Below are 20,441 nucleotides of genomic sequence, written 5' to 3'. Positions count from 1 at the left end.
TCGCCCGTCACCGCTGCCTCGGGATCCGCGCCAGCGCCCGCACCGCCGCCTCCGCCAGCACCGGGTGCGCGAGAGCCTCGTTCAGGACGGACCTCGCCCGGGTGTCGGCGAGCGTGCCGAGCCCTTCCACGCAGGCGAGGGCCACGCCTCGGTAGGGGTCGTGCGGGCGCAGCCGCCGCCCCAGCGTGGTGATCAGCGCCGGTACGGCCTCGGGGGCCCGCAGCCGCACCAGGAGCCGGACGGGATGCAGGGCGTAGGCGACGCGGAGTTCGTTGGTGGCGAGGGCGGCGGCCGCGCGGGCGGTGCGCGGGTCGCCGAGGCGGGCCAGGGCGTGGGCCGCGGAGGCACAGCGCTGCGGGTCACGGTGGTTGAGCAGCAGGACGAGCGATTCGAAGGCCCGCCGGTCGCCCGCGAGGCCGAGCCGGAACGCGGCCAGTTCCCTGGCCCACAGCGGTTGCCCGGGCTCGGTGAGCACGGCCGCCAGGTCGTCCACGTCCCCGGTCGACACGAGGCGCTCGTACACGGGCGAGTTCCCCGACTCCTGCCGTAAGCGTTCCGTGAGTGATCGCAACTCTTCGTCCATGAACCCGAGGTTAGGCGGGCGGGCCGACGGCCGGGACCCACATCACAAACTCGGGGACTAGCGCGCTCGTTACTCACGGGTTAAGCTCAGACGAGCGAGTTACCCACTCGCGGATCTGCTCGTGGTGGCCTGGTGACGCAGCCGCCGCGATGGGGGTCCCTCCCACGCCCTTAAGGCAGTGGGGGAAGTCGGTTCGGTACCTCGTGTACCCGAGTACGACCCGGCCCCGGGACAGGGCCGGTCGGTTCCGCCGTTTCCGGGCGTGTGTACGCCCCTCATGACGGCACCGGGCGTGTGCGCTTGCAGCCCGGCAACACCCGCACTCCTCTTCGCACCCCGGTGCGCCCGTGGTCCGGCTCCCTTCGGGCCTTCCTCGGCGCACCCGGGCGCGCTCCCAGTCGTCACCCTCATTCCTGGAGTCCGCGATGGTCGCTCCCCTGTCCGACACCCCTCTGTCCCCGTTCAAGACCGTCGCCGTCGTCGGCCTCGGCACGATGGGCACCGGCATCGCCGAGGTGCTCGCCAAGGCCGGCCGCGAGGTCGTCGGCATCGACATCAGCGAGGCCGCCGCCGCCCGGTCGGTCGCCGCCCTGGCGGCCGGGACCGCCCACGCCGTGGAGCGCGGCCGGCTGACCGAGCAGGAGCGCGCCGACCTGCTGGCCCGCGTCCGCACCTCCACCGATCTGCGGACCGCGGCCGACGCCGACCTGGTCATCGAGGTCGCTCCGGAGTCGTACGAGATCAAGCAGCAGATCTTCCGTGAACTGGACGGGATCGTGCGGCCGGAGACGATCCTGGCGACCGGCACCAACGCCCTCTCCGTCACCCGGCTCGCCGCCGACTCGGCCCGCCCCGAGCGCGTGCTCGGCCTGCACTTCTTCAACCCCGCGCCGGCGATGCGGCTGGTCGAGGTCGTCTCGTCCGTGCTGACCGCACCCCAGGCCGTCGCCGCCGTCACCGATCTCGCCATCGAGCTCGGCAAGGAGCCCGTCGCGGTCGGCGACCGGCCCGGGTTCGTCGCCGACGGTCTGCTGTTCGGCTACCTCAACCAGGCGGCCGCGATGTACGAGGCGAAGTACGCCTCCCGCGAGGACATCGACGCCGCGATGCGGCTGGGCTGCGGGCTGCCGATGGGCCCGCTCGCCCTGCTCGACCTGATAGGCGTCGACACCGCGCGTACGGTCCTGGAGGCCATGTACGCCGAGTCCCGCGACCGGCTGCACGCCCCCGCGCCGATTCTCAAGCAGCTCAGCGAGGCGGGCCTGACCGGCCGCAAGTCGGGCCGCGGCTTCTACACGTACGAGGCGCCGGGCAGCGCGACGGTCGTGCCGGACGCCCTGACGCCGCTCTCCGGTGGCCTCGAGGTCCCCGGCCGTCCGGTGCGCTCCGTCGGTGTCGCGGGCTCGGGCACCATGGCGTCCGGCATCGCCGAGGTCTTCGCCAAGGCGGGGTACGAGGTCGTGCTCGCCGCCCGCAGCGAGGAGAAGGCGCAGACCGCCAAGTCCCGTATCGGCAAGTCGCTTTCACGCTCCGTCGACAAGGGGCGGATGACCGCCGAGGCTGCCGCGCAGACCCTGGACCGGATCACTCCGGCGGGTTCGTACGACGCCTTCGCCGATGTCGACCTGGCCGTGGAGGCCGTCGCCGAGGACCTGGAGATCAAGCAGCAGCTGTTCGCGACCCTGGACAAGGTCTGCAAGCCGGGCGCGGTCCTGGCCACCACGACCTCGTCGCTGCCCGTCGTCGCCTGCGCCCGCGCCACCTCGCGCCCGCAGGACGTGATCGGCATGCACTTCTTCAACCCGGCGCCGGCGATGAAGCTGGTCGAGGTCGTCCGTACGGTGTTGACGGCCGAAGACGTCCACTCGACGGTTCGCGAGGTCTGCGTCAAGATCAAGAAGCATGCGGTCGACTGTGGGGACCGTGCGGGCTTCATCGTGAACGCACTGCTTTTCCCGTACCTCAACAACGCGATCAAGATGGTGCAGGAACACTATGCGTCTCTTGACGACATCGACGCGGCGATGAAGCTGGGCGGCGGTTACCCGATGGGCCCCTTCGAGCTGCTGGACGTCGTCGGGCTCGATGTCTCGCTGGCCATCGAGAAGGTCCTGCACCGGGAGTTCCGCGACCCGGGCCTGGCCCCGGCCCCGCTCCTGGAGCACCTGGTGGCCGCGGGCTGCCTCGGCCGCAAGACGGGCCGTGGCTTCCGCGAATATGCCCGCCGCTGAGCGTCCCGGCGACTGGTTCGAGGGGGACGAGGACTGGGGTGGCCTGCTCGATCCGGGCGGCTTCGCGCCGCCCGTCACGCGCAGTTCGGCCCCACCCGCGCAGCCCGGTACTCCCCCGCCCGCACCGGGCGGGGGAAACCGGGGACATGCGCAACGAGCTGCGCACATGCAGTACGTTCGGGGCATGTCCCAGCCCGCCAAGTCCTCACGTACACCAGCTACGCCCGACGCACCGGAGACTGCCGCCGGCACTCGCGCCGCCGCCCAGCGGCTCAAGATGCGCAGGGAACTGGCGGCCGCGGCGATGGAGCTGTTCGCGACCAAGGGGTACGAGGCGACCACTGTCGACGAGATCGCGGCCCAGGCCGGGGTCGCGCGCCGCACCTTCTTCCGGCACTTCCGTTCCAAGGAAGAGGCGATCTTCCCGGATCACGACGACACGTTGATCCGGGCGGAGGCGGTCCTCAACGCCGCCCCCGCGCACGAGCATCCGCTCGACACGGTGTGCCGCGGCATCAAGGAGGTCATGCGGATGTACGCGGCCCGGCCGGAGATCTCCGTCGCGCGTTACAAGCTGACGCGCGAGGTGCCCACCCTGCGCGAGGCGGAGATCGCGTCGGTGGCCCGCTACGAGCGGCTCTTCACCCGCTATCTGCTGGGCCACTTCGACGAGCACGCGCACGACGACGACGCCAACGACGACCCGCTGATGGCCGAGGTCGCCGCGTCCGCCGTGGTCACCGCCCACAACCACGTCCTGCGGCGCTGGCTCAGGGCCGGCGGACAGGGTGACGTCGAGGCGCAGCTGGACCGCGCCTTCTCGATCGTCCGGAAGATGTTCGGGACGGGTATCGGCGCGGGGCGCACCACGAACCCGAAGCCGGCCGCCGCGACGGTCTCCACGCACGGCGAGGTGCTGGTGACGGTCGCCCGCACGGACGCCCCGCTCGATCAGGTCATGCGGACCATCGAAGAGGCACTCAGGGACCGCTGAGCCCCCCGCAACCCTGTGACGACGGCCACCCCTCGGGGTGGCCGTTTTGCCATGTCAGGGGTGCTTTTCAGGCACCTTTCAGAAGCCGTTCGATCGATCATCGCTCATTTGTTACGTAAAGATTTCACCTGAGAGCAATCTCTGGCACTCAGTGCCTTGCGGGGTGACACGCGGTGTCATACGTTGGGAGTGTCCGGGCGGCCGGCGTGCAGAGACCTTTCGTACGCCGGCTGTCCCAGCAAACCAACGGTCTGCCCGCCCGGACGCCTGCGTCACAGGCAACCTCCCGCGCCACAACGCGCTGCCGAACAGCACCACCGCCGAACCGACGGCACTTCCCACCCACCCTCAGCAGCACCGACGTAACCCTCAGCGTCTCCCTCAAGACGCCATTCGCCGGAGGCAAACCGTGACAGTGAAGAACATCCTGGACGCGATCCAGTCGCCGGACTCGACGCCGGACGACTTCGCCGCTCTGCCGCTCCCCGAGTCGTACCGCGCGGTCACCGTGCACAAGGACGAGACGGAGATGTTCGCGGGCATGCAGACCCGCGAGAAGGACCCGCGCAAGTCGCTCCACCTGGACGACGTGCCGCTGCCCGAACTGGGCCCGGGCGAGGCCCTGGTGGCCGTCATGGCCTCCTCGGTCAACTACAACTCGGTGTGGACCTCGATCTTCGAGCCGCTGTCGACCTTCGGCTTCCTGGAGCGCTACGGCAAGGTCTCGGAGCTCACCAAGCGCCACGACCTGCCGTACCACATCATCGGCTCCGACCTCGCGGGCGTCGTCCTGCGCACCGGCCCCGGCGTCAACGCCTGGAGGCCCGGCGACGAGGTCGTCGCGCACTGTCTGTCCGTCGAGCTGGAGTCGTCGGACGGCCACAACGACACCATGCTCGACCCGGAGCAGCGCATCTGGGGCTTCGAGACCAACTTCGGCGGCCTGGCAGAGATCGCACTTGTCAAGTCCAACCAGCTGATGCCGAAGCCGGACCACCTCAGCTGGGAGGAGGCCGCCGCGCCCGGTCTGGTCAACTCCACCGCGTACCGGCAGCTGGTCTCCCGCAACGGCGCCGGCATGAAGCAGGGCGACAACGTCCTGATCTGGGGCGCGAGCGGCGGACTGGGCTCGTACGCCACCCAGTTCGCGCTGGCCGGCGGCGCCAACCCCATCTGTGTCGTCAGCAGCGAGCAGAAGGCGGACATCTGCCGGGCCATGGGCGCCGAGGCGATCATCGACCGCACCGCCGAGGACTACAAGTTCTGGAAGGACGAGCACCACCAGGACCCGAAGGAGTGGAAGCGCTTCGGCAAGCGCATCCGTGAACTCACCGGCGGCGAGGACGTCGACATCGTCTTCGAGCACCCCGGCCGCGAGACCTTCGGCGCCAGCGTGTACGTCACCCGCAAGGGTGGCACGATCGTCACCTGCGCCTCGACCTCCGGGTACAACCACGAGTACGACAACCGCTACCTGTGGATGTCCCTGAAGCGGATCATCGGCTCGCACTTCGCCAACTACCGCGAGGCCTGGGAGGCCAACCGGCTCATCGCGAAGGGCAAGATCCACCCGACGCTGTCCAAGGTGTACTCCATGGAGGACACCGGGCAGGCCGCCTACGACGTGCACCGCAACCTCCACCAGGGCAAGGTCGGCGTGCTGTGCCTGGCGCCCGAGGAGGGCCTGGGCGTGCGCGACGCGGAGAAGCGCGCGAAGCACGTCGACGCCATCAACCGCTTCCGGAACATCTGAGGTCATAGATGAGTGAGCGTCAGAAGGACCGGCCGTGGTTGATGCGGACCTACGCCGGTCACTCCACGGCCGAGGCGTCCAACGAGCTGTACCGGCGCAACCTCGCCAAGGGTCAGACGGGTCTGTCGGTGGCGTTCGACCTGCCGACGCAGACCGGCTACGACTCCGACCACATCCTCGCCCGCGGCGAGGTGGGCCGGGTCGGCGTGCCGATCGCGCACCTCGGTGACATGCGCCGGCTGTTCCAGGACATCCCCCTGGAGCAGATGAACACCTCGATGACCATCAACGCCACCGCCATGTGGCTGCTGGCGCTCTACCAGGTCGTGGCGGAGGAGCAGGGTGCGGACATCACCAAGCTCCAGGGCACGACCCAGAACGACATCGTCAAGGAGTACCTGTCCCGGGGCACGCACGTGTTCCCGCCGGTGCCCTCGCTCCGCCTGACGACGGACATGATCGCGTACACGGTCTCCCACATGCCGAAGTGGAACCCGATCAACATCTGCAGCTACCACCTGCAGGAGGCGGGCGCCACCCCGGTCCAGGAGATCGCGTACGCGATGTCGACGGCGATCGCGGTGCTGGACGCGGTGCGCGACAGCGGCCAGGTGCCGCAGGAGCGCATGGGCGACGTCGTCGGCCGTATCTCCTTCTTCGTCAACGCGGGCGTCCGCTTCGTCGAGGAGATGTGCAAGATGCGCGCGTTCGGCCGCATCTGGGACAAGGTCACCCGCGAGCGCTACGGCATCGAGGACCCCAAGCACCGGCGCTTCCGCTACGGCGTCCAGGTCAACTCCCTCGGACTGACCGAGGCGCAGCCGGAGAACAATGTCCAGCGGATCGTCCTCGAGATGCTGGCCGTGACCCTCTCGAAGGACGCACGCGCGCGTGCCGTGCAGCTGCCCGCCTGGAACGAGGCGCTCGGCCTGCCTCGCCCCTGGGACCAGCAGTGGTCACTGCGTATGCAGCAGGTGCTCGCGTACGAGAGCGACCTGCTGGAGTACGCCGACATCTTCGAGGGCTCGAAGGTGATCGAGGCGAAGGTGGGCGAGCTGGTCGAGGAGTCGCTCGCGGAGATGGAGCGGATCGAGGAGATGGGCGGCGCGATGGCCGCCGTCGAGTCGGGCTACCTCAAGTCGCAGCTGGTCGCCTCGCACGCCGAGCGGCGGGCCCGTATCGAGTCCGGTCAAGAGAAGATCGTCGGCGTCAACATCTTCGAGACGACCGAGCCGAATCCGCTGACGGCCGACCTCGACACAGCCATCCAGACGGTCGACCCGGCCGTCGAGGCCCGGGTCGTCGCCTCGCTCCAGCACTGGCGCGACACCCGCTACCAGCCGCCTTTCAACCACCCGCGCCCCTGCAAGGCGCTGGAGAAGCTCAAGGAGGCCGCCAAGGGCACCGCCAACCTCATGGAGGCCACCCTGGAGTGCGCCCGCGCGGGTGCCACGACCGGCGAGTGGGCGGGGGCGCTGCGGGAGGTGTTCGGCGAGTTCCGGGCGCCGACGGGCGTGTCGTCGGCTCCGGTCGCCGTCACGGCCGAGGAGGGTTCCGCCATGAGCGAGGTGCGCCGCAAGGTCGACCTGACCGCCCGGGACCTCGGTGTCGGCAAGCTCCGCTTCCTGGTCGGCAAGCCGGGCCTGGACGGGCACTCCAACGGCGCCGAGCAGATCGCCGTGCGGGCCCGTGACGCCGGGTTCGAGGTGGTCTACCAGGGCATCCGGCTCACCCCGGAGCAGATCGTGGACGCGGCCCTCGCGGAGGACGTGCACGCGGTCGGCCTGTCGATCCTCTCCGGATCGCACGCCCAACTGGTGCCGGACGTGCTGGAGCGGCTGCGTGTGGCCGGTGCCACAGACATTCCGGTGATCGCTGGTGGCATCATCCCGAACAACGACGCCGAACAGCTCAGGGCCGCGGGAGTGGCCGCGGTCTTCACCCCGAAGGACTTCGACATCACGGGAATCATCGGCCGCATCGTCGACGAGATCCGGAAAGCGAACAAGCTCGACCCCCTGGAGGTCCCCGCATGACCGTCAACCGTCTGCGTCCCCGCCGCTCGTGTCTCGCGGTCCCGGGAAGCAACCCCCGCTTCCTGGAGAAGGCGCAGGGCCTCCCCGCGGACCAGGTCTTCCTCGACCTGGAGGACGCGTGCGCTCCGCTCGCCAAGCCCGAGGCGCGGCACACCATCGTCAAGTTCCTCAACGAGGGTGACTGGACGGGCAAGACGAGGGTCGTGCGCGTCAACGACTGGACGACCGAGTGGACGTATCGAGATGTCGTCACGGTCGTCGAGGGTGCCGGCCCGAACCTCGACTGCATCATGCTGCCGAAGGTGCAGGACGCCCAGCAGATCGTCGCTCTCGACCTCCTGCTCACGCAGATCGAGAAGACGATGGGCTTCGAGGTCGGGAAGATCGGTATCGAGGCGCAGATCGAGAACGCCCAGGGCCTCAACAACGTCAACGAGATCGCGCAGGCCTCCCCGCGCGTCGAGACGATCATCTTCGGCCCGGCCGACTTCATGGCGTCGATCAACATGAAGTCGCTGGTCGTGGGCGAGCAGCCGCCCGGCTACCCGGCGGACGCCTACCACTACATCCTGATGAAGATCCTGATGGCGGCCCGCGCCAACAACCTCCAGGCGATCGACGGCCCCTACCTGCAGATCCGCAACATCGACGGCTACCGCGAGGTCGCCCAGCGCGCCGCGGCCCTCGGTTTCGACGGCAAGTGGGTACTGCACCCGGGCCAGGTCGAGGCGTCCAACGAGATCTTCTCGCCGTCGCAGGAGGACTACGACCACGCCGAGCTGATCCTGGACGCGTACGAGTACTACACGTCCGAGGCGGGTGGCAAGAAGGGCTCGGCGATGCTCGGTGACGAGATGATCGACGAGGCCAGCCGCAAGATGGCCCTGGTCGTCTCCGGCAAGGGACGCGCCGCCGGCATGCAGCGCACCAGCAAGTTCGAGATCCCGGAGGCGTGACGGACATGCAGTTCGGACGTACCTACGAGGAGTTCGAGGTCGGGGCGGTCTACAAGCACTGGCCCGGGAAGACGGTCACGGAGTACGACGACCACCTCTTCTGCCTTCTCACCATGAACCACCACCCGCTCCACATGGACACCAACTATGCGGAGAAGACGACGGATTTCGGCAAGAACGTCGTCGTCGGGAACTACATCTACTCGCTGCTGCTCGGCATGTCCGTGCCGGACGTCTCCGGCAAGGCGATCGCCAACCTGGAGATCGAGTCGCTCAAGCACGTGGCGCCGACCTTCCACGGTGACACGATCTACGGCCAGACGACCGTGCTCGACAAGTGGCCGTCGAAGTCGAAGAACGACCGCGGCATCGTCCACGTCGAGACCAAGGGCTACAAGCAGGACGGCACGCTCGTGTGCGTGTTCCGCCGCAAGGTCATGGTGCCCACAGAGACGTACATCAAGGAGCGCGGCGGCGAGCAGCCGGGCCGCCCGGAGCTGAAGGCACAGGAGAAGTAGCCATGGCGCGACTCGCCCAGACCGCCGGTCTGACCGACATCCAGCAGGAGATCCTCTCCACCGTCCGCGACTTCGTGGACAAGGAGATCCTCCCGGTCGCGACCGAGCTGGAGCACCGCGACGAGTATCCGCAACAGATCGTTGACGGGCTCAAGGAATTGGGCCTGTTCGGCCTGATGATCCCCGAGGAGTACGGCGGTCTGGGTGAGTCGCTCCTGACGTACGCGCTGTGCGTGGAGGAGATCGCCCGCGGGTGGATGTCGGTGTCCGGCATCATCAACACCCACTTCATCGTGGCGTACATGCTCAAGCAGCACGGCACCCAGGAGCAGAAGGACCACTTCCTGCCGAGGATGGCGGCCGGCGACATCCGCGGCGCCTTCTCGATGTCGGAGCCGGCCCTGGGCTCGGACGTCTCGGCGATCACCTCGAAGGCGGTCAAGGACGGCGACGAGTACGTCCTGAACGGCCAGAAGATGTGGCTGACGAACGGTGGCACGTCGTCTCTGGTCGCCGTTCTCGTCCGAAGTGACGAAGGACACCCCGAGGGGACCGCGCCCCACAAGTCGATGACGACCTTCCTCATCGAGAAGGAGCCCGGCTTCGGAGAGGTCCGCCCCGGCCTCACCATCCCCGGGAAGATCGACAAGATGGGCTACAAGGGCGTCGACACCACCGAGCTCATCATGGATGGCCTGCGCCTTCCCGCCGATCGGGTGCTCGGCGGCGCCACCGGCCGAGGTTTTTACCAAATGATGGACGGCGTGGAAGTCGGCCGCGTCAACGTGGCGGCGCGTGGCTGCGGCGTCGCCCAGCGTGCCTTCGAACTGGGTGTCTCCTACGCCCAGCAGCGGCACACCTTCGGCAAGCCGATCGCCCAGCACCAGGCGATCCAGTTCAAGCTGGCGGAGATGGCTACCAAGGTCGAGGCCGCCCATGCGATGATGGTGAACGCAGCACGCAAAAAGGACTCCGGAGAACGAAACGACCTTGAGGCTGGGATGGCGAAGTACCTCGCCTCCGAGTACTGCAAGGAGGTCGTGGAAGATGCTTTCCGGATCCACGGCGGCTACGGCTTCTCCAAGGAGTACGAGATCGAGCGCCTCTACCGAGAGGCTCCGATGCTGCTGATCGGTGAAGGTACCGCCGAGATCCAGAAAATGATCATCGGTCGCAGGCTGCTCGAAGAGTATCGATTCCAAGGCTAGAAGTCCGTTTCGGGGTGTTTTCTTCGAGAAGAAGATCACACCCCGTCAGCACGCTTCGGCTGCCGACTCGGCTTCCCGGCTTGCCCAGTTGTGGCCCGCGACCGGTACGATCCCGGGAAAGCCGCCGTCCCCCTCCCGCAGCGCGGCATCATCCGCTACGAAGGTCATCCATGCCCCACAGCCAAACCTCTGCACCTCGCGACAGCCTGGCAGGCCTACGCCTGGCGCGCGGAGCATCGCCGTGGCTCCTCCCGACCGTCGCCACCGCAGCCCTCAGCCTGGTACGCGCGCGCAAGTCCGGCGCCGCCAAGGCCGTCGCCGTGCCCGCCACCGCGCTCGCGGCGGGCATGCTGTGGTTCTTCCGCGACCCCGAGCGCGAGATCACCCAGGGCCGGGTCATCTCGCCCGCCGACGGCGTGGTGCAGAGCATCATGCCGTGGAAGGACGGTCGCACCCGCGTCGCGATCTTCATGAGCCCGCTCAACGTCCACGTCAACCGCGCACCGCTCTCCGGCGCCGTGACGTCGGTCGAGCACATCCCCGGCGGATTCGTTCCGGCGTTCAACAAGGAGAGCGAGAACAACGAGCGCGTAGTCTGGCATTTCGACACCGAACTCGGTGACATCGAGATGATCCAGATCGCCGGCGCGGTCGCTCGCCGCATCGTCCCTTACGTGCCCCAGGGCACCAAGGTCGAGCAGGGCGACCGAATCGGTCTGATCCGCTTCGGCTCGCGTGTCGACATCTACCTGCCCGAGGGCGTGGAGGTGGCGGTCGAGGTCGGTCAGAAGACCGTGGCTGGGGTGACTCGCATTGACCGTGATTGATCCGGAGACCCAGACGGGCTGGGTGCCCGAGGCCGACGAGGTGGACGACGACGAGGAGATGCCCCTCTCTCTCCGCCTCTCAATAGCGGACACCCTCACCCTCGGCAATGCCACGTGCGGGTTCATGGCGGTGTACTTCACCACCACCGGCATCCTGATCCCCCACCTCACCGGCAGCCAGGAATCCGGCATGGCCCGCCACAGCGCGGCCACGGCGGTCATCCTGATGCTGTGCGCGGCGGTCTTCGACCTCTTCGACGGCCTGGTGGCGCGGAAGCTGCGCTCCTCCCCCATGGGCGCAGAGCTGGACAACCTGTCGGACCTGATCAGCTTCGGCCTGGCCCCGGCGTACTTCGTCCTGGTGTACGGCATGGTCGCGGACGACGCGCACCAGCGGGTGGCGGCGGTCGGCGCGATCGTCGTACTCCTGGCCGTGGTGCTCCGCCTCGCGAGATTCTCGTGCGTGACGGTGAAGGACGGCACCTTCCAGGGCATGCCGTCGCCGTTCGGCGCGCTGACGGTGGTCTCGATCGTGCTCCTTGAGCTGCCCTTCGTGGCGACGCTCCTGGCGATCCTCGGCACGGCCTGGCTGATGGTGAGCCGCGTCGAGTACCCGAAGCCGCGGGGCCGTCTCGCGGTGGCGATGCTCTCCTGGATCGTCCTGTCGATGGGCCTCCTGGCGGCCTGGGCGTTCGACGCCCCCGGCGGCCAGCTGCTCCTTCAGATGGGCTGTGCGCTCCAGCTCGTCATGGGCGCGGTGATCCCGCTGTTCGCCACGGCCCGCCGGGTCAACAGCTTCCGGGACAACCGGCGTGAGGCGCGGGCGGCACAGCTGCCGTAGCGGTCGTATGACGAAGCGGGCCCCGAACCGATGGTTCGGGGCCCGCTCTTCGTTCTCGCCTCAGCCCGGGACATCCCTCCCGCCTCAGGCCGGGGCATCCCGCCTCAGGTCAGTCTCGCCTCAGGTGAGGAAGTCCCGTGCGATCCCCTCCGCCACCCGCTCCAGGATCGGGCCGGCCTCGGCGATGCACTTGGCGACGTCCGGCTCGGCGTCCGTCAGCGGGTAGGCCCGACGGATCCCGGCCCGGCCCAGCGCCTCCGGCGGCAGGGCGAGCCGTCCGCAGACCGCGATGACCTCCTTGCCCTGCGCGCGAGCCGCGGCCGCGACGCCCGCGGGGGCCTTGCCGTGCAGGGTCTGCTCGTCCAGGGAGCCCTCGCCGGTGATCACCAGCGTGGCCTTCTCCAGGGCGGGCCCGAACCCGAGGACGTCGAGCATGACCTCGATGCCGGGGCGGAAGCGGGCGCCCAGGAGAAGGGCGCCGTATCCGATGCCGCCCGCCGCGCCCGCGCCGGGCGAGGCGGCGTACTCGGCGGCCTTGGCGCCGATCGCCCGCTCCATCAACTTCGCGTAGTGCCCGAGCGCCGCGTCCAGCGTCGCCACGTCGTCCGGCGAAGCGCCCTTCTGCGGGCCGTACACCGCCGGCGCGCCCTTCGGGCCGGTCAGCGGGTTGTCGACGTCGCTGGCGAGGACGAACTCGACGGAGGCGAGCCGCTGGTCCAACTCGGACAGATCGGCCGAGGCCAGGTCGGCCAGGCCCCCGCCGCCCGGGGCAATGGGCTCCCCCTGCGCGTCCAGGAACCGCGCGCCCAGCGCGGACAGCATGCCGGCGCCCCCGTCCGTGGTGGCGCTGCCGCCGACCCCGAACACGATCGTCCGCGCCCCCGCGTCCAGCGCGGCCCGCAGCAGCTCTCCCGAGCCGTACGTGGACGCCGAAAGCGGTGCGAAGACGCCCGCGGGCAGCCGCTGCAGCCCGCTCGCCTCCGCCATCTCGATGACCGCCGTGTCGCCGCGCAGCGCGAAGGCGGCCGTCACCTCCTGCCCGAGCGGGCCGGCGACCCGTACCTCCCGCCGCTCGAATCCGGCCGCGACCGCCGCGTCCACCGTCCCGTCGCCGCCGTCGGCCACGGGCAGCGACTCCACGTCGAGGCCCGGTACGACCCGGAGCAGCCCGGCCGTCACCCGCTCGGCGACCTCGACGGCCGTCAGCGAGCCCTTGAACTTGTCCGCGGCGATGAGCACCCGCGTTCCGACCCGGGCCCTGTTCACTGCAGCGTTCGCCACCTTGTCTTCCCCTTGCTCTCCGGGCCCCACGCACGTCAAGGCCAGTCGCGCCGCTGCGACCTTAACCGCAGGACACCTCCGCAGTCATGCCCGGACCGGCCCCTGGGACAACCCTGAGGGACGCCTGTGCGCACGGCCGAACGCCGCGCGGGCGTCCCCGGAATTGGGTAAACCGGAGCTATGACCCCTGTGGGCACTGAGCAAGAGCTCGCCGACCGCGTCCTCGGGGGCTGGCTGGGCCGGATCGCGGGCAACATGCTCGGCAAGCCGGTCGAGCAGGGCGACCTGTGGACGCGGGACCGTATCGACCGCTATCTGCGGCGGGCCGCCGCGCTGCCGCTCACCGACTATTTGCCCGAGCCCGTCGGCGAGAGCGACGGCCTGGAGCTGCGCCCCGAGTGGCGCCAGTGCGTGCGCGGCCGCATCCACGGCAGCTGCCGCGACGACGACGTCGACTACGCCATCCTCGGCCTCGACCTCCTGGAGACCCACGGCTTCGCGTTCAGCACCGAGCAGGTGGGCGACCTGTGGCTGCTGCGGCTGCCGTATCTGCAGACGTTCACGGCGGAGCGGGTCGCCTATCGCAACCTCGCAGACGGGCTGAAGCCGCCGCTGACGGCGACGTACGACAATCCGTACCAGGAGTGGATCGGGGCGCTCATCCGCGCCGACGTCTACGGCTGGACCTCCCCGGGCGACCCGCGCCGCGCCGCAGCCCTCGCCCGCCGCGACGCGGTGCTGTCCCACACCGGCAACGGGGTGTACGGGGCGATGTGGGCGGCGGCGCTGGTCTCGGCGGCGTTCACGGCGCACACGGTGCGCCAGGCCGTGGACGAGGCGCTGGCCGTCGTCCCGGCGAGCAGCCGCCTCGCCCGTACCGTGCGGCGGGTCGCCTCGCTCCACGACACCCGGATGACCTGGGAGGACACCCTCACCACGGTGGCCGAGGAGACCGCCGGGCTGGGCTGGATCCACACCATCCCGAACGTCGCCGTCCTCACCGCCGGGCTCCTGTACGGCGACGGCGACTTCACCCGCACCATCACGCTCACCGTCCGCGGCGGGCTGGACACCGACTCCAACGGCGCGACCGCGGGCTCGGTGGCCGGCGTGCTGACCGGTGCGGAGGCCATTCCGGCCCAGTGGAAGGACCCGCTGGAGGACACGGTGCGCAGCGCGGTGTTCGGCTTCGACGGAGTGCGGATCAGCGAGCTGGCGGAGCGGACGCTGCGGCTGGCGAGGGCGGCGGAGTCCTGACCGACGGTGGCGCGTGTCTTGTCGAACGCGTCCGCCGTCACCTCCATCCCCCGCGGCGTGGGCAAGGGCACGCGGGCGCAGACCGCGTCGGCGTGCAGAATTCTCTGATGGCAGCGATACCACCAAAACAGCCCCGAGTTCGCCGCTCTCTGGGACGAGCACGAGGTGGTCGGTCTCCGGTCGTCCGTCCGGCGCCACGAACATCCGCTCGTGGGCGCGTTCGAGGTGTCGTACGTGCGGATGGCGCTGGAGGAGGCGCCCTGGCTGAGCCTCGTCTGTCCTTCGCCGAGCCGGGCAGTGAGGCGGAGGCACGGTCGCGGAAGCTGGTTACCCTTCCTTGATGACCTCCACTGAAGACTTCGCCACATACATCGCGGGTCTCCCCCGTGTCCTCGCCGGCGCCGCCGCCCTCTTCCGCGATGCCGAGGGCCGGGTCCTGCTCGTGGAGCCCAACTACCGCGAGGGCTGGGCGCTTCCGGGCGGCACGATCGAGTCCGACGAGGGCGAGACCCCGCGCCAGGGCGCGCGCCGCGAGACCTTCGAGGAGATCGGCCTGGACCACGAGCTCGGCCGGCTGCTCGCGGTGGACTGGGTGCACGGGACGGCCCGCCCGCCGCTGGTGGCGTATCTGTACGACGGCGGCGTCCTCGGCGAGGACGACTTCAAGGCGATCCGCCTCCAGGAGGAGGAACTGCTGTCCTGGCGGATGGTCCCGCGCGGGGAACTCGCCGAGTACCTGCCCGGCGCCCTGGGCCACCGCGTCCTGACCGCGCTGGACGTCCTCGCGGCCGGCTCGGGCACGGCGGAGCTGGAGAACGGGCACCGGGTGGGCTGAAGTCGGCCGTGGGCGAGCGTAGGCCGGCGGTGGGGGGGCGGCACCGACCGTGGGAGGCGCAGCGCCGGCCGAGGGCGAGCGCGGCCCTGACGGTCCGCTCGCCGCGCCGGCCGGAGCCGTTCTCGGGATCGCCGTCCGCACCACCGGCCCGCAGGTCCACCAGCCGGCCAGTGGGGAACGGGTCCCACAACTCGCGTTCCGCCGACGTGAGTGCTTCGTACGAGTGCACTGGGGCACTGCAGTGGGTGGCGACAGGCCGTTATTTCGCTCGCCGCACCGGATCCGCCCGACCTACCCTCGACGACATGACCAAGCCCCTCGTCGCCATCCTCACCGGCGCCGGAATCTCGACCGACTCCGGCATCCCGGACTACCGCGGGCCGAACGGGCTGTGGCGGCGGGATCCCGGGGCCGAGAAACTCGTGACGTACGAGTACTACATGGGCGATCCGGAGATCCGGCGACGGTCCTGGCAGATGCGGCGGAAGAACCGGACGCTTCAGGCCGAGCCGAATGCCGCGCACCGGGCCGTGGCCGAGCTGGAGCGGTCCGGAGTACCGGTGCGGGTGATCACACAGAACGTGGACGGCCTCCACCAACTCGCCGGGATGCCGGCCCGCAAGGTGCTGGAGCTGCACGGATCCGCGCGGAGCGTGGTGTGCACGAAGTGCCATGCCCGGGGTCCGATGGAGGACGCGCTGGCGCGGGTCGACGCCGGGGAGGAGGACCCGCCGTGTCTGGAGTGCGGCGGGATCCTGAAGTCGGCCACGGTCATGTTCGGCGAACGGCTCGACCCCGAGGTGCTCGGTGAGGCACTCGCCATCACCAAGGCGTGTCAGGTCTTCGTCGCGGTCGGCTCGAGTCTGCAGGTCCAGCCCGCCGCCGGGCTCGCCGGCGTCGCCGCCGACCACGGGGCCCGGCTGATCATCGTCAACGCCGAGCCCACCCCGTACGACGAACACGCCGATGAGGTGATCCGGGAGCCGATCGGCACGGCGCTGCCGAAACTGCTGCGCGAAATCGGCGACTAGATCAGAATCCGTCCATGACCTCCTCGATACGCCATGTGACGATCGACTGCGCCGATGCCTACCGCCTCGCCGCCTTCTGGGCCGAGGTTCTGGGACAGCCCGTGCACGAGGACGACAAGCCGGGCGACGAGGAGGCGCTGATCGAGGGTGCCGGTCTGCTTTTCGTCACCGTCACCGAGCCCAAGACGGTCAAGAACCGCCTGCATCTCGACCTCCAGCCGCAGGACCGTACCCGCGACGAGGAGATCGAGCGTCTCCTCGCCGTCGGGGCCACGCTGGTCGACGACCGCCGGAACGCGGACGGCAGGGGCTGGGCGGTCCTCGCCGATCCGGAGGGCAACGAGTTCTGCGTGGAGCGCGGTGCGGCGGAGCGGGCCGGCTGACCGACCAGGATCTAGAACAACGCCGGCCCGCTCTCGAAGTCCAGCAGCCGCTGCTTGCGGTCCAGGCCGCCGCCGTAACCGGTGAGGCTGCCGTTGACGCCTACGACGCGGTGGCACGGCACGATGATGCCGACCGGGTTCCTGCCGTTGGCGAGGCCGACGGCGCGGGAGGCGGTGGGGTTGCCGAGGGCGTCGGCCAGTTCGCCGTACGAGCGGGTCTCGCCGTACGGGATCTTCCGGAGCTGTTCCCAGACGCTGCGCTGGAACGGGGTTCCGTGCAGGCTGAGTTCGAGGGTGAACTCCTTCAACTCATCTGCGAAGTACGCCTTCAGCTGGTCGGTGGCCGCGCCGAAGGCCGGTAGGTCGTCGCGGGGGCCGAAGGTCTCCTCCGGTGGGCGGTGGCGTTGGCCGGTCATGTAGAGGCCGCAGAGGACGCCGTCGTCGGCGACCAGGGTGAGGGGGCCGTACGGGCTGTCGATCACGGTGTGCTGCTTCATGGAGTGGTCCCTCCGTCCTTGTGCGTGCTTGTCCGCCCCTATACGGGCAGGAAGTTGATCGGGTGGCTGTCGGTCGCCCACAGGTACTGGACCGCATACGCCCGCCAGGGCCGCCAGGCCGCCGCGCGGGCCGTGAGCGCCGCCGGGGTCGACGGCAGGCCCAACTCCTGGGCCGCGCGCCGCATCCCGAGGTCGGTGGGGAGGAAGGCGTCCGGGTCGCCGAGGGCGCGCATCGCGATGACGTCGACCGTCCAGGGGCCGAAGCCGGGGAGCGCGAGGAGTCGGGCGCGGGTCTCGGTCCAGTCGCTCTCCACTCCCAAGTTCAGTGAACCCTCCGCGAGTTGGTGCACCAGCGTGGTGAACGTGGTGCGGCGCGTCCGGGGCATCGCCAGGGCATCGGGGTCCACCGCGGCGAGTGCCTCGGGGGCCGGAAAGAGGTGGGTCAGGCCACCCTCGGGGTCGTCGACCGGGTCGCCGTGCGTGGTCACCAAACGGGCCGCGTGCGTACGGGCCGCCGCCGTGGAGACCTGCTGTCCCAGTACCGCCCGTACGGCGAACTCCGCCTCGTCGACGGTGCGCGGGACCCGCCGGCCGGGGGCCTTGTCGACCAGCGGGGCGAGGAGCGGATCCGTGCGCAACTGGTCGTCGACGGCCACCGGGTCGGCGTCCAGGTCGAGCAGGCGGCGGCAGCGGCTGATGGCGACGGTCAGGTCACGCAGGTCGCTGAGCGTGAGGCGGCAGGCGATGTGGTCCGAGCGCGGGGTGAGGGCCACGATGCCGTGGCCGTACGGCAGTCGCAGCGTGCGCCGGTAGGCGCCGTCGCGCCATTCCTCTACGCCCGGGACGGCCGTCGCGGCGAGGTGGCCGAAGAGGTTCTCGGGGTTGAGGGGGAGGCGGAAGGGGAGGCGGAGGGACAGGACGCCGGGGGCGCTTCCGGAGGCACTTCCGGAGACGCTGCTTGTGAGGGTGCTTCCGGGACTCTTCTTCGGCAGCCGGGCGCGGAGTTCGCTGGGTGACAGGGCGAATACCTCGCGCACGGTGTCGTTGAAGGTGCGGATCGAGGCGAAACCGGCCGCGAAGGCGATCTCCGCCATCGGGAGCGGGGTCGTCTCGATGAGGATCCTGGCCGTCTGGGCGCGCTGGGCGCGGGCGAGGGCGAGCGGGCCCGCCCCCAGTTCGGCGAGCAGCTGGCGTTCGACCTGCCGGGTGCTGTAGCCGAGCCGGGCGGCGAGTCCGGGCACGCCCTCGCGGTCCACGACACCGTCGGCGACCAGCCGCATGGCGCGGGCCACCAGGTCGGCGCGCTGGTTCCACTCCGGAGAGCCCGGGCTGGTGTCGGGACGGCACCGCTTGCAGGCCCGGAAGCCCGCCTGCTGGCAGGCCGCCGCGCTCGGGTGGAAGGTCATGTTCTCGGGTTTGGGCGGCACCACCGGACAGCTGGGCCGGCAGTAGATCCGGGTCGTCAGGACGGCCGTGAAGAACCAGCCGTCGAAGCGGGCGTCCTTGGACTGGACGGCGCGCACGCAGCGCTCGGTGTCGGTGTGCATCCCCATCTGCATGGATCCAGCATCGTCCACGAGCCGGACGGGGGCTGGCGAGAATTCGACATCGACCTCAGCTGTCCTGCGCCGGCCCGGATCACCCCCGGCCACACATGAACACCCATTCATCCATTCATGTTCGATGGGTAGGATACGCGCCATGGGTCATGGAGCCGTCACCGCCGCGCAGGACGCCCCCGAACGCCTGCGCCTGGACGCGGGCAATGTGGCCGAGCTGCTCGACCAGGCCGTCCACCACATGGAGCATCTGCGCCTTGGTCTCAATGACACCGCCGAGTGATACCCCGGCGCGCCGGTTGTGGCCGCTGTACGCGGCCGGGTTCACCACCGCCTTCGGCGCGCACGGCATCGCCGCGAACCTCGGCGCCGGCTCCGAGGACGCGGTCACCTCGCTGCTCGTCCTCGGTGGGCTGCTCGCGCTGTACGACGGCGCCGAGGTACTGCTGAAGCCGGTGTTCGGCACGCTGGCCGACCGGGTCGGGGCGCGGCCGGTGCTCCTGGGCGGGCTCGTGGCGTTCGCCGCCGCGTCCGCGCTGTACGCCGTCGCGGACCGGTCGCAGTGGCTGTGGGCCGCGCGGCTGGGGCAGGGGGCGGCGGCCTCCGCGTTCTCACCGGCCGCGTCCGCGCTGGTGGCCCGGCTCAATCCGGCGGCCAAACAGGGGCGGGCGTTCGGGACGTACGGCTTCTACAAGTCCATCGGCTACACGCTCGGCCCGCTCCTCGGAGGGGTGCTCGTGTGGGCGGGCGGGCTGCGGCTGCTGTTCGTCGTGCTGGCCGGGCTCGGTGCGGTCGTCGCGGTGTGGGCCCTGATCGCCGTACCGCGGGTGCCCCCGCTCCCCCGCGCCCGGCAGACCGTGGTGGACCTGGCGCGGCGGCTGGCAGATCCGGTGTTCCTCGTCCCCACGGCCGCGCTCGCGGGGGCGACCGCCGCGCTCTCGGTCGGCGTGGGTTTCCTCCCGGTGTCCGGTTCCGCCGCCGGGCTCGGCACGGTGGCGACGGGCGCGGCGGTGTCGGTGCTCGCGGCGTGCGCGGCGGTGGTGCAGCCGCGTGCCGGGCGGGCGTTGGACGCGGGGCGGATCACCGTGCGGGCCGGACTGGTCACGGGGCTGTCGCTCGCGGCGGCCGGGCTGGGGTGCGCGATGCTGCCGGGATTGACGGGCGTACTGCTTGCCGCCGCCCTCATCGGAGTGGGGACTGGGCTGATCACTCCGCTGGGGTTCGCGGCGCTGGCGTCCTCCACTCCGCGGGAGCGGCTGGGGCAGACCATGGGCGCGGCGGAGCTGGGGCGCGAACTCGGGGACGCCGGTGGGCCGTTGCTGGTGGCAGGGGTTGCCGCGGCCGTGACACTGACCTATGGGTATGGAGTACTGGCGGTGTTGTTGGCGTGCGGGCCCGTGGTCGCGGTGGTCGCGGGTGTACGGCGGAGGGGTGCGGCCGGGGTGAGGTGACGGCCGCTGGTCCCGGTTTCACCTCCCTGTCCCGCCCCGGTTTCACGTCCCCCTCGCGCCCCGGTTTCACGTCCCCGTCGCGCCCCGGTGACAGCTGCGCCGGTGACTGAGGTGTCACTCGGGGGCTTGAGGCGCCGGTGGGGCTCCAGCCGTGGGAGAGCCGGGACAGCCGGAAGACCCGACAGCCCCGGTGAGACCCA

The 20,441-nt window shown here is 70.3% G+C and carries 19 protein-coding genes and 1 pseudogene; 16 read left to right on the top strand and 4 right to left on the bottom strand.

Annotated elements, in window-relative coordinates:
• Positions 1 to 7: 7 nt before the first annotated feature.
• Positions 8 to 583, bottom strand: a complete 576-nt coding sequence (locus tag ACFYO2_RS14540; protein ID WP_388348397.1) for an adenylosuccinate lyase — start codon at positions 581 to 583, stop codon at positions 8 to 10.
• Between the two features lie 425 nt (positions 584 to 1,008).
• Between ACFYO2_RS14540 and ACFYO2_RS14535 the strand changes: the two genes are divergently transcribed.
• The 9 genes from ACFYO2_RS14535 (at position 1,009) to pssA (ending at position 11,947) form a co-directional block, all read left to right on the top strand.
• Positions 1,009 to 2,814, top strand: coding sequence for a 3-hydroxyacyl-CoA dehydrogenase family protein (locus ACFYO2_RS14535; protein ID WP_388348395.1), 1,806 nt, complete (start codon positions 1,009 to 1,011; stop codon positions 2,812 to 2,814).
• Positions 2,815 to 2,998: 184 nt separating this feature from the next.
• On the top strand, positions 2,999 to 3,808 hold the full coding sequence (locus tag ACFYO2_RS14530; protein WP_388348393.1) for a TetR family transcriptional regulator: 810 nt from the start codon (positions 2,999 to 3,001) through the stop codon (positions 3,806 to 3,808).
• A gap of 409 nt (positions 3,809 to 4,217) precedes the next feature.
• On the top strand, positions 4,218 to 5,561 hold the full coding sequence (gene ccrA, locus ACFYO2_RS14525; protein ID WP_388348391.1) for a crotonyl-CoA carboxylase/reductase: 1,344 nt from the start codon (positions 4,218 to 4,220) through the stop codon (positions 5,559 to 5,561).
• Between the two features lie 8 nt (positions 5,562 to 5,569).
• Positions 5,570 to 7,597 (top strand): protein meaA, encoded by a 2,028-nt coding sequence (locus ACFYO2_RS14520; protein WP_388348389.1) that lies wholly within the window; start codon positions 5,570 to 5,572, stop codon positions 7,595 to 7,597.
• The gene (locus ACFYO2_RS14515) at positions 7,594 to 8,553 is read left to right on the top strand and encodes an HpcH/HpaI aldolase/citrate lyase family protein (RefSeq protein ID WP_388348388.1); all 960 of its coding nucleotides are present in this window, start codon (positions 7,594 to 7,596) and stop codon (positions 8,551 to 8,553) included. Before ACFYO2_RS14520 ends, ACFYO2_RS14515 begins: the two co-directional genes overlap by 4 nt.
• 5 nt (positions 8,554 to 8,558) lie before the next feature.
• Positions 8,559 to 9,071: a MaoC family dehydratase gene (locus tag ACFYO2_RS14510; RefSeq protein ID WP_388348386.1), complete on the top strand. Its 513-nt coding sequence runs from the start codon at positions 8,559 to 8,561 to the stop codon at positions 9,069 to 9,071.
• Between the two features lie 2 nt (positions 9,072 to 9,073).
• The gene (locus ACFYO2_RS14505; RefSeq protein WP_388348384.1) at positions 9,074 to 10,279 is read left to right on the top strand and encodes an acyl-CoA dehydrogenase family protein; all 1,206 of its coding nucleotides are present in this window, start codon (positions 9,074 to 9,076) and stop codon (positions 10,277 to 10,279) included.
• A 170-nt stretch (positions 10,280 to 10,449) separates the two neighbouring features.
• Positions 10,450 to 11,106 (top strand): phosphatidylserine decarboxylase, encoded by a 657-nt coding sequence (locus ACFYO2_RS14500; RefSeq protein ID WP_388348382.1) that lies wholly within the window; start codon positions 10,450 to 10,452, stop codon positions 11,104 to 11,106.
• A gap of 22 nt (positions 11,107 to 11,128) precedes the next feature.
• Positions 11,129 to 11,947, top strand: a complete 819-nt coding sequence (gene pssA / locus ACFYO2_RS14495) for a CDP-diacylglycerol--serine O-phosphatidyltransferase (protein ID WP_388348623.1) — start codon at positions 11,129 to 11,131, stop codon at positions 11,945 to 11,947.
• Positions 11,948 to 12,067: 120 nt separating this feature from the next.
• Here pssA and ACFYO2_RS14490 read toward each other — a convergent pair whose 3' ends face one another.
• Positions 12,068 to 13,186 (bottom strand): glycerate kinase, encoded by a 1,119-nt coding sequence (locus ACFYO2_RS14490; RefSeq protein ID WP_388348621.1) that lies wholly within the window; start codon positions 13,184 to 13,186, stop codon positions 12,068 to 12,070.
• A 222-nt stretch (positions 13,187 to 13,408) separates the two neighbouring features.
• Between ACFYO2_RS14490 and ACFYO2_RS14485 the strand changes: the two genes are divergently transcribed.
• From ACFYO2_RS14485 to ACFYO2_RS14465, 5 genes and pseudogenes are all read left to right on the top strand, one after another.
• Positions 13,409 to 14,485 carry an ADP-ribosylglycohydrolase family protein gene (locus ACFYO2_RS14485; RefSeq protein WP_388348381.1) on the top strand — a complete coding sequence of 359 codons (1,077 nt, stop codon included), beginning with the start codon at positions 13,409 to 13,411 and terminating at the stop codon, positions 14,483 to 14,485.
• Between the two features lie 132 nt (positions 14,486 to 14,617).
• Positions 14,618 to 14,839 (top strand): annotated as a pseudogene (locus ACFYO2_RS14480) (hypothetical protein); the annotation flags it as partial.
• The gene (locus tag ACFYO2_RS14475) at positions 14,826 to 15,320 is read left to right on the top strand and encodes an NUDIX domain-containing protein (RefSeq protein ID WP_388348379.1); all 495 of its coding nucleotides are present in this window, start codon (positions 14,826 to 14,828) and stop codon (positions 15,318 to 15,320) included. The pseudogene ACFYO2_RS14480 and the gene ACFYO2_RS14475, both read left to right, overlap by 14 nt.
• A gap of 305 nt (positions 15,321 to 15,625) precedes the next feature.
• Positions 15,626 to 16,351 carry an NAD-dependent deacetylase gene (locus ACFYO2_RS14470; protein ID WP_388348377.1) on the top strand — a complete coding sequence of 242 codons (726 nt, stop codon included), beginning with the start codon at positions 15,626 to 15,628 and terminating at the stop codon, positions 16,349 to 16,351.
• Positions 16,352 to 16,365: 14 nt separating this feature from the next.
• Positions 16,366 to 16,734, top strand: a complete 369-nt coding sequence (locus ACFYO2_RS14465; RefSeq protein WP_388348375.1) for a VOC family protein — start codon at positions 16,366 to 16,368, stop codon at positions 16,732 to 16,734.
• Positions 16,735 to 16,745: 11 nt separating this feature from the next.
• Here ACFYO2_RS14465 and ACFYO2_RS14460 read toward each other — a convergent pair whose 3' ends face one another.
• Positions 16,746 to 17,231 (bottom strand): methylated-DNA--[protein]-cysteine S-methyltransferase, encoded by a 486-nt coding sequence (locus ACFYO2_RS14460; protein ID WP_388348373.1) that lies wholly within the window; start codon positions 17,229 to 17,231, stop codon positions 16,746 to 16,748.
• 38 nt (positions 17,232 to 17,269) lie between these two features.
• Positions 17,270 to 18,790: an AlkA N-terminal domain-containing protein gene (locus ACFYO2_RS14455; RefSeq protein WP_388348371.1), complete on the bottom strand. Its 1,521-nt coding sequence runs from the start codon at positions 18,788 to 18,790 to the stop codon at positions 17,270 to 17,272.
• Positions 18,791 to 18,932: 142 nt separating this feature from the next.
• Here ACFYO2_RS14455 and ACFYO2_RS14450 point away from each other — a divergent pair, with 142 nt between their 5' ends.
• Both ACFYO2_RS14450 and ACFYO2_RS14445 read left to right on the top strand, forming a co-directional pair.
• A complete protein-coding gene (locus ACFYO2_RS14450) occupies positions 18,933 to 19,073 on the top strand; it encodes a hypothetical protein (RefSeq protein ID WP_388348370.1) in 141 nt (46 codons plus the stop codon).
• A complete protein-coding gene (locus tag ACFYO2_RS14445; RefSeq protein WP_388348368.1) occupies positions 19,057 to 20,241 on the top strand; it encodes an MFS transporter in 1,185 nt (394 codons plus the stop codon). The genes ACFYO2_RS14450 and ACFYO2_RS14445 overlap by 17 nt, the downstream gene beginning before the upstream one ends.
• The last annotated feature ends 200 nt before the right edge of the window (positions 20,242 to 20,441 follow it).

Source organism: Streptomyces sp. NPDC006602, assembly GCF_042870385.1.
GTDB lineage: Bacteria > Actinomycetota > Actinomycetes > Streptomycetales > Streptomycetaceae > Streptomyces.
Note: the sequence above shows the minus strand (reverse complement) of the source record. Positions and strands in the feature narration are given on the sequence as shown.

Excerpts from the sequence above, each read along its gene's own strand:
- ACFYO2_RS14540 (WP_388348397.1), bottom strand. The coding sequence starts at position 583 with ATGGACGAAGAGTTGCGATCACTCACGGAACGCTTACGGCAGGAGTCG.
- ACFYO2_RS14535 (WP_388348395.1), top strand. The coding sequence starts at position 1,009 with ATGGTCGCTCCCCTGTCCGACACCCCTCTGTCCCCGTTCAAGACCGTC.
- ACFYO2_RS14530 (WP_388348393.1), top strand. The coding sequence starts at position 2,999 with ATGTCCCAGCCCGCCAAGTCCTCACGTACACCAGCTACGCCCGACGCA.
- ACFYO2_RS14520 (WP_388348389.1), top strand. The coding sequence starts at position 5,570 with ATGAGTGAGCGTCAGAAGGACCGGCCGTGGTTGATGCGGACCTACGCC.
- ACFYO2_RS14515 (WP_388348388.1), top strand. The coding sequence starts at position 7,594 with ATGACCGTCAACCGTCTGCGTCCCCGCCGCTCGTGTCTCGCGGTCCCG.
- ACFYO2_RS14510 (WP_388348386.1), top strand. The coding sequence starts at position 8,559 with ATGCAGTTCGGACGTACCTACGAGGAGTTCGAGGTCGGGGCGGTCTAC.
- ACFYO2_RS14505 (WP_388348384.1), top strand. The coding sequence starts at position 9,074 with ATGGCGCGACTCGCCCAGACCGCCGGTCTGACCGACATCCAGCAGGAG.
- ACFYO2_RS14500 (WP_388348382.1), top strand. The coding sequence starts at position 10,450 with ATGCCCCACAGCCAAACCTCTGCACCTCGCGACAGCCTGGCAGGCCTA.
- ACFYO2_RS14485 (WP_388348381.1), top strand. The coding sequence starts at position 13,409 with ATGACCCCTGTGGGCACTGAGCAAGAGCTCGCCGACCGCGTCCTCGGG.
- ACFYO2_RS14475 (WP_388348379.1), top strand. The coding sequence starts at position 14,826 with ATGACCTCCACTGAAGACTTCGCCACATACATCGCGGGTCTCCCCCGT.
- ACFYO2_RS14470 (WP_388348377.1), top strand. The coding sequence starts at position 15,626 with ATGACCAAGCCCCTCGTCGCCATCCTCACCGGCGCCGGAATCTCGACC.
- ACFYO2_RS14465 (WP_388348375.1), top strand. The coding sequence starts at position 16,366 with ATGACCTCCTCGATACGCCATGTGACGATCGACTGCGCCGATGCCTAC.
- ACFYO2_RS14460 (WP_388348373.1), bottom strand. The coding sequence starts at position 17,231 with ATGAAGCAGCACACCGTGATCGACAGCCCGTACGGCCCCCTCACCCTG.
- ACFYO2_RS14455 (WP_388348371.1), bottom strand. The coding sequence starts at position 18,790 with ATGCAGATGGGGATGCACACCGACACCGAGCGCTGCGTGCGCGCCGTC.
- ACFYO2_RS14450 (WP_388348370.1), top strand. The coding sequence starts at position 18,933 with ATGGGTCATGGAGCCGTCACCGCCGCGCAGGACGCCCCCGAACGCCTG.
- ACFYO2_RS14445 (WP_388348368.1), top strand. The coding sequence starts at position 19,057 with ATGACACCGCCGAGTGATACCCCGGCGCGCCGGTTGTGGCCGCTGTAC.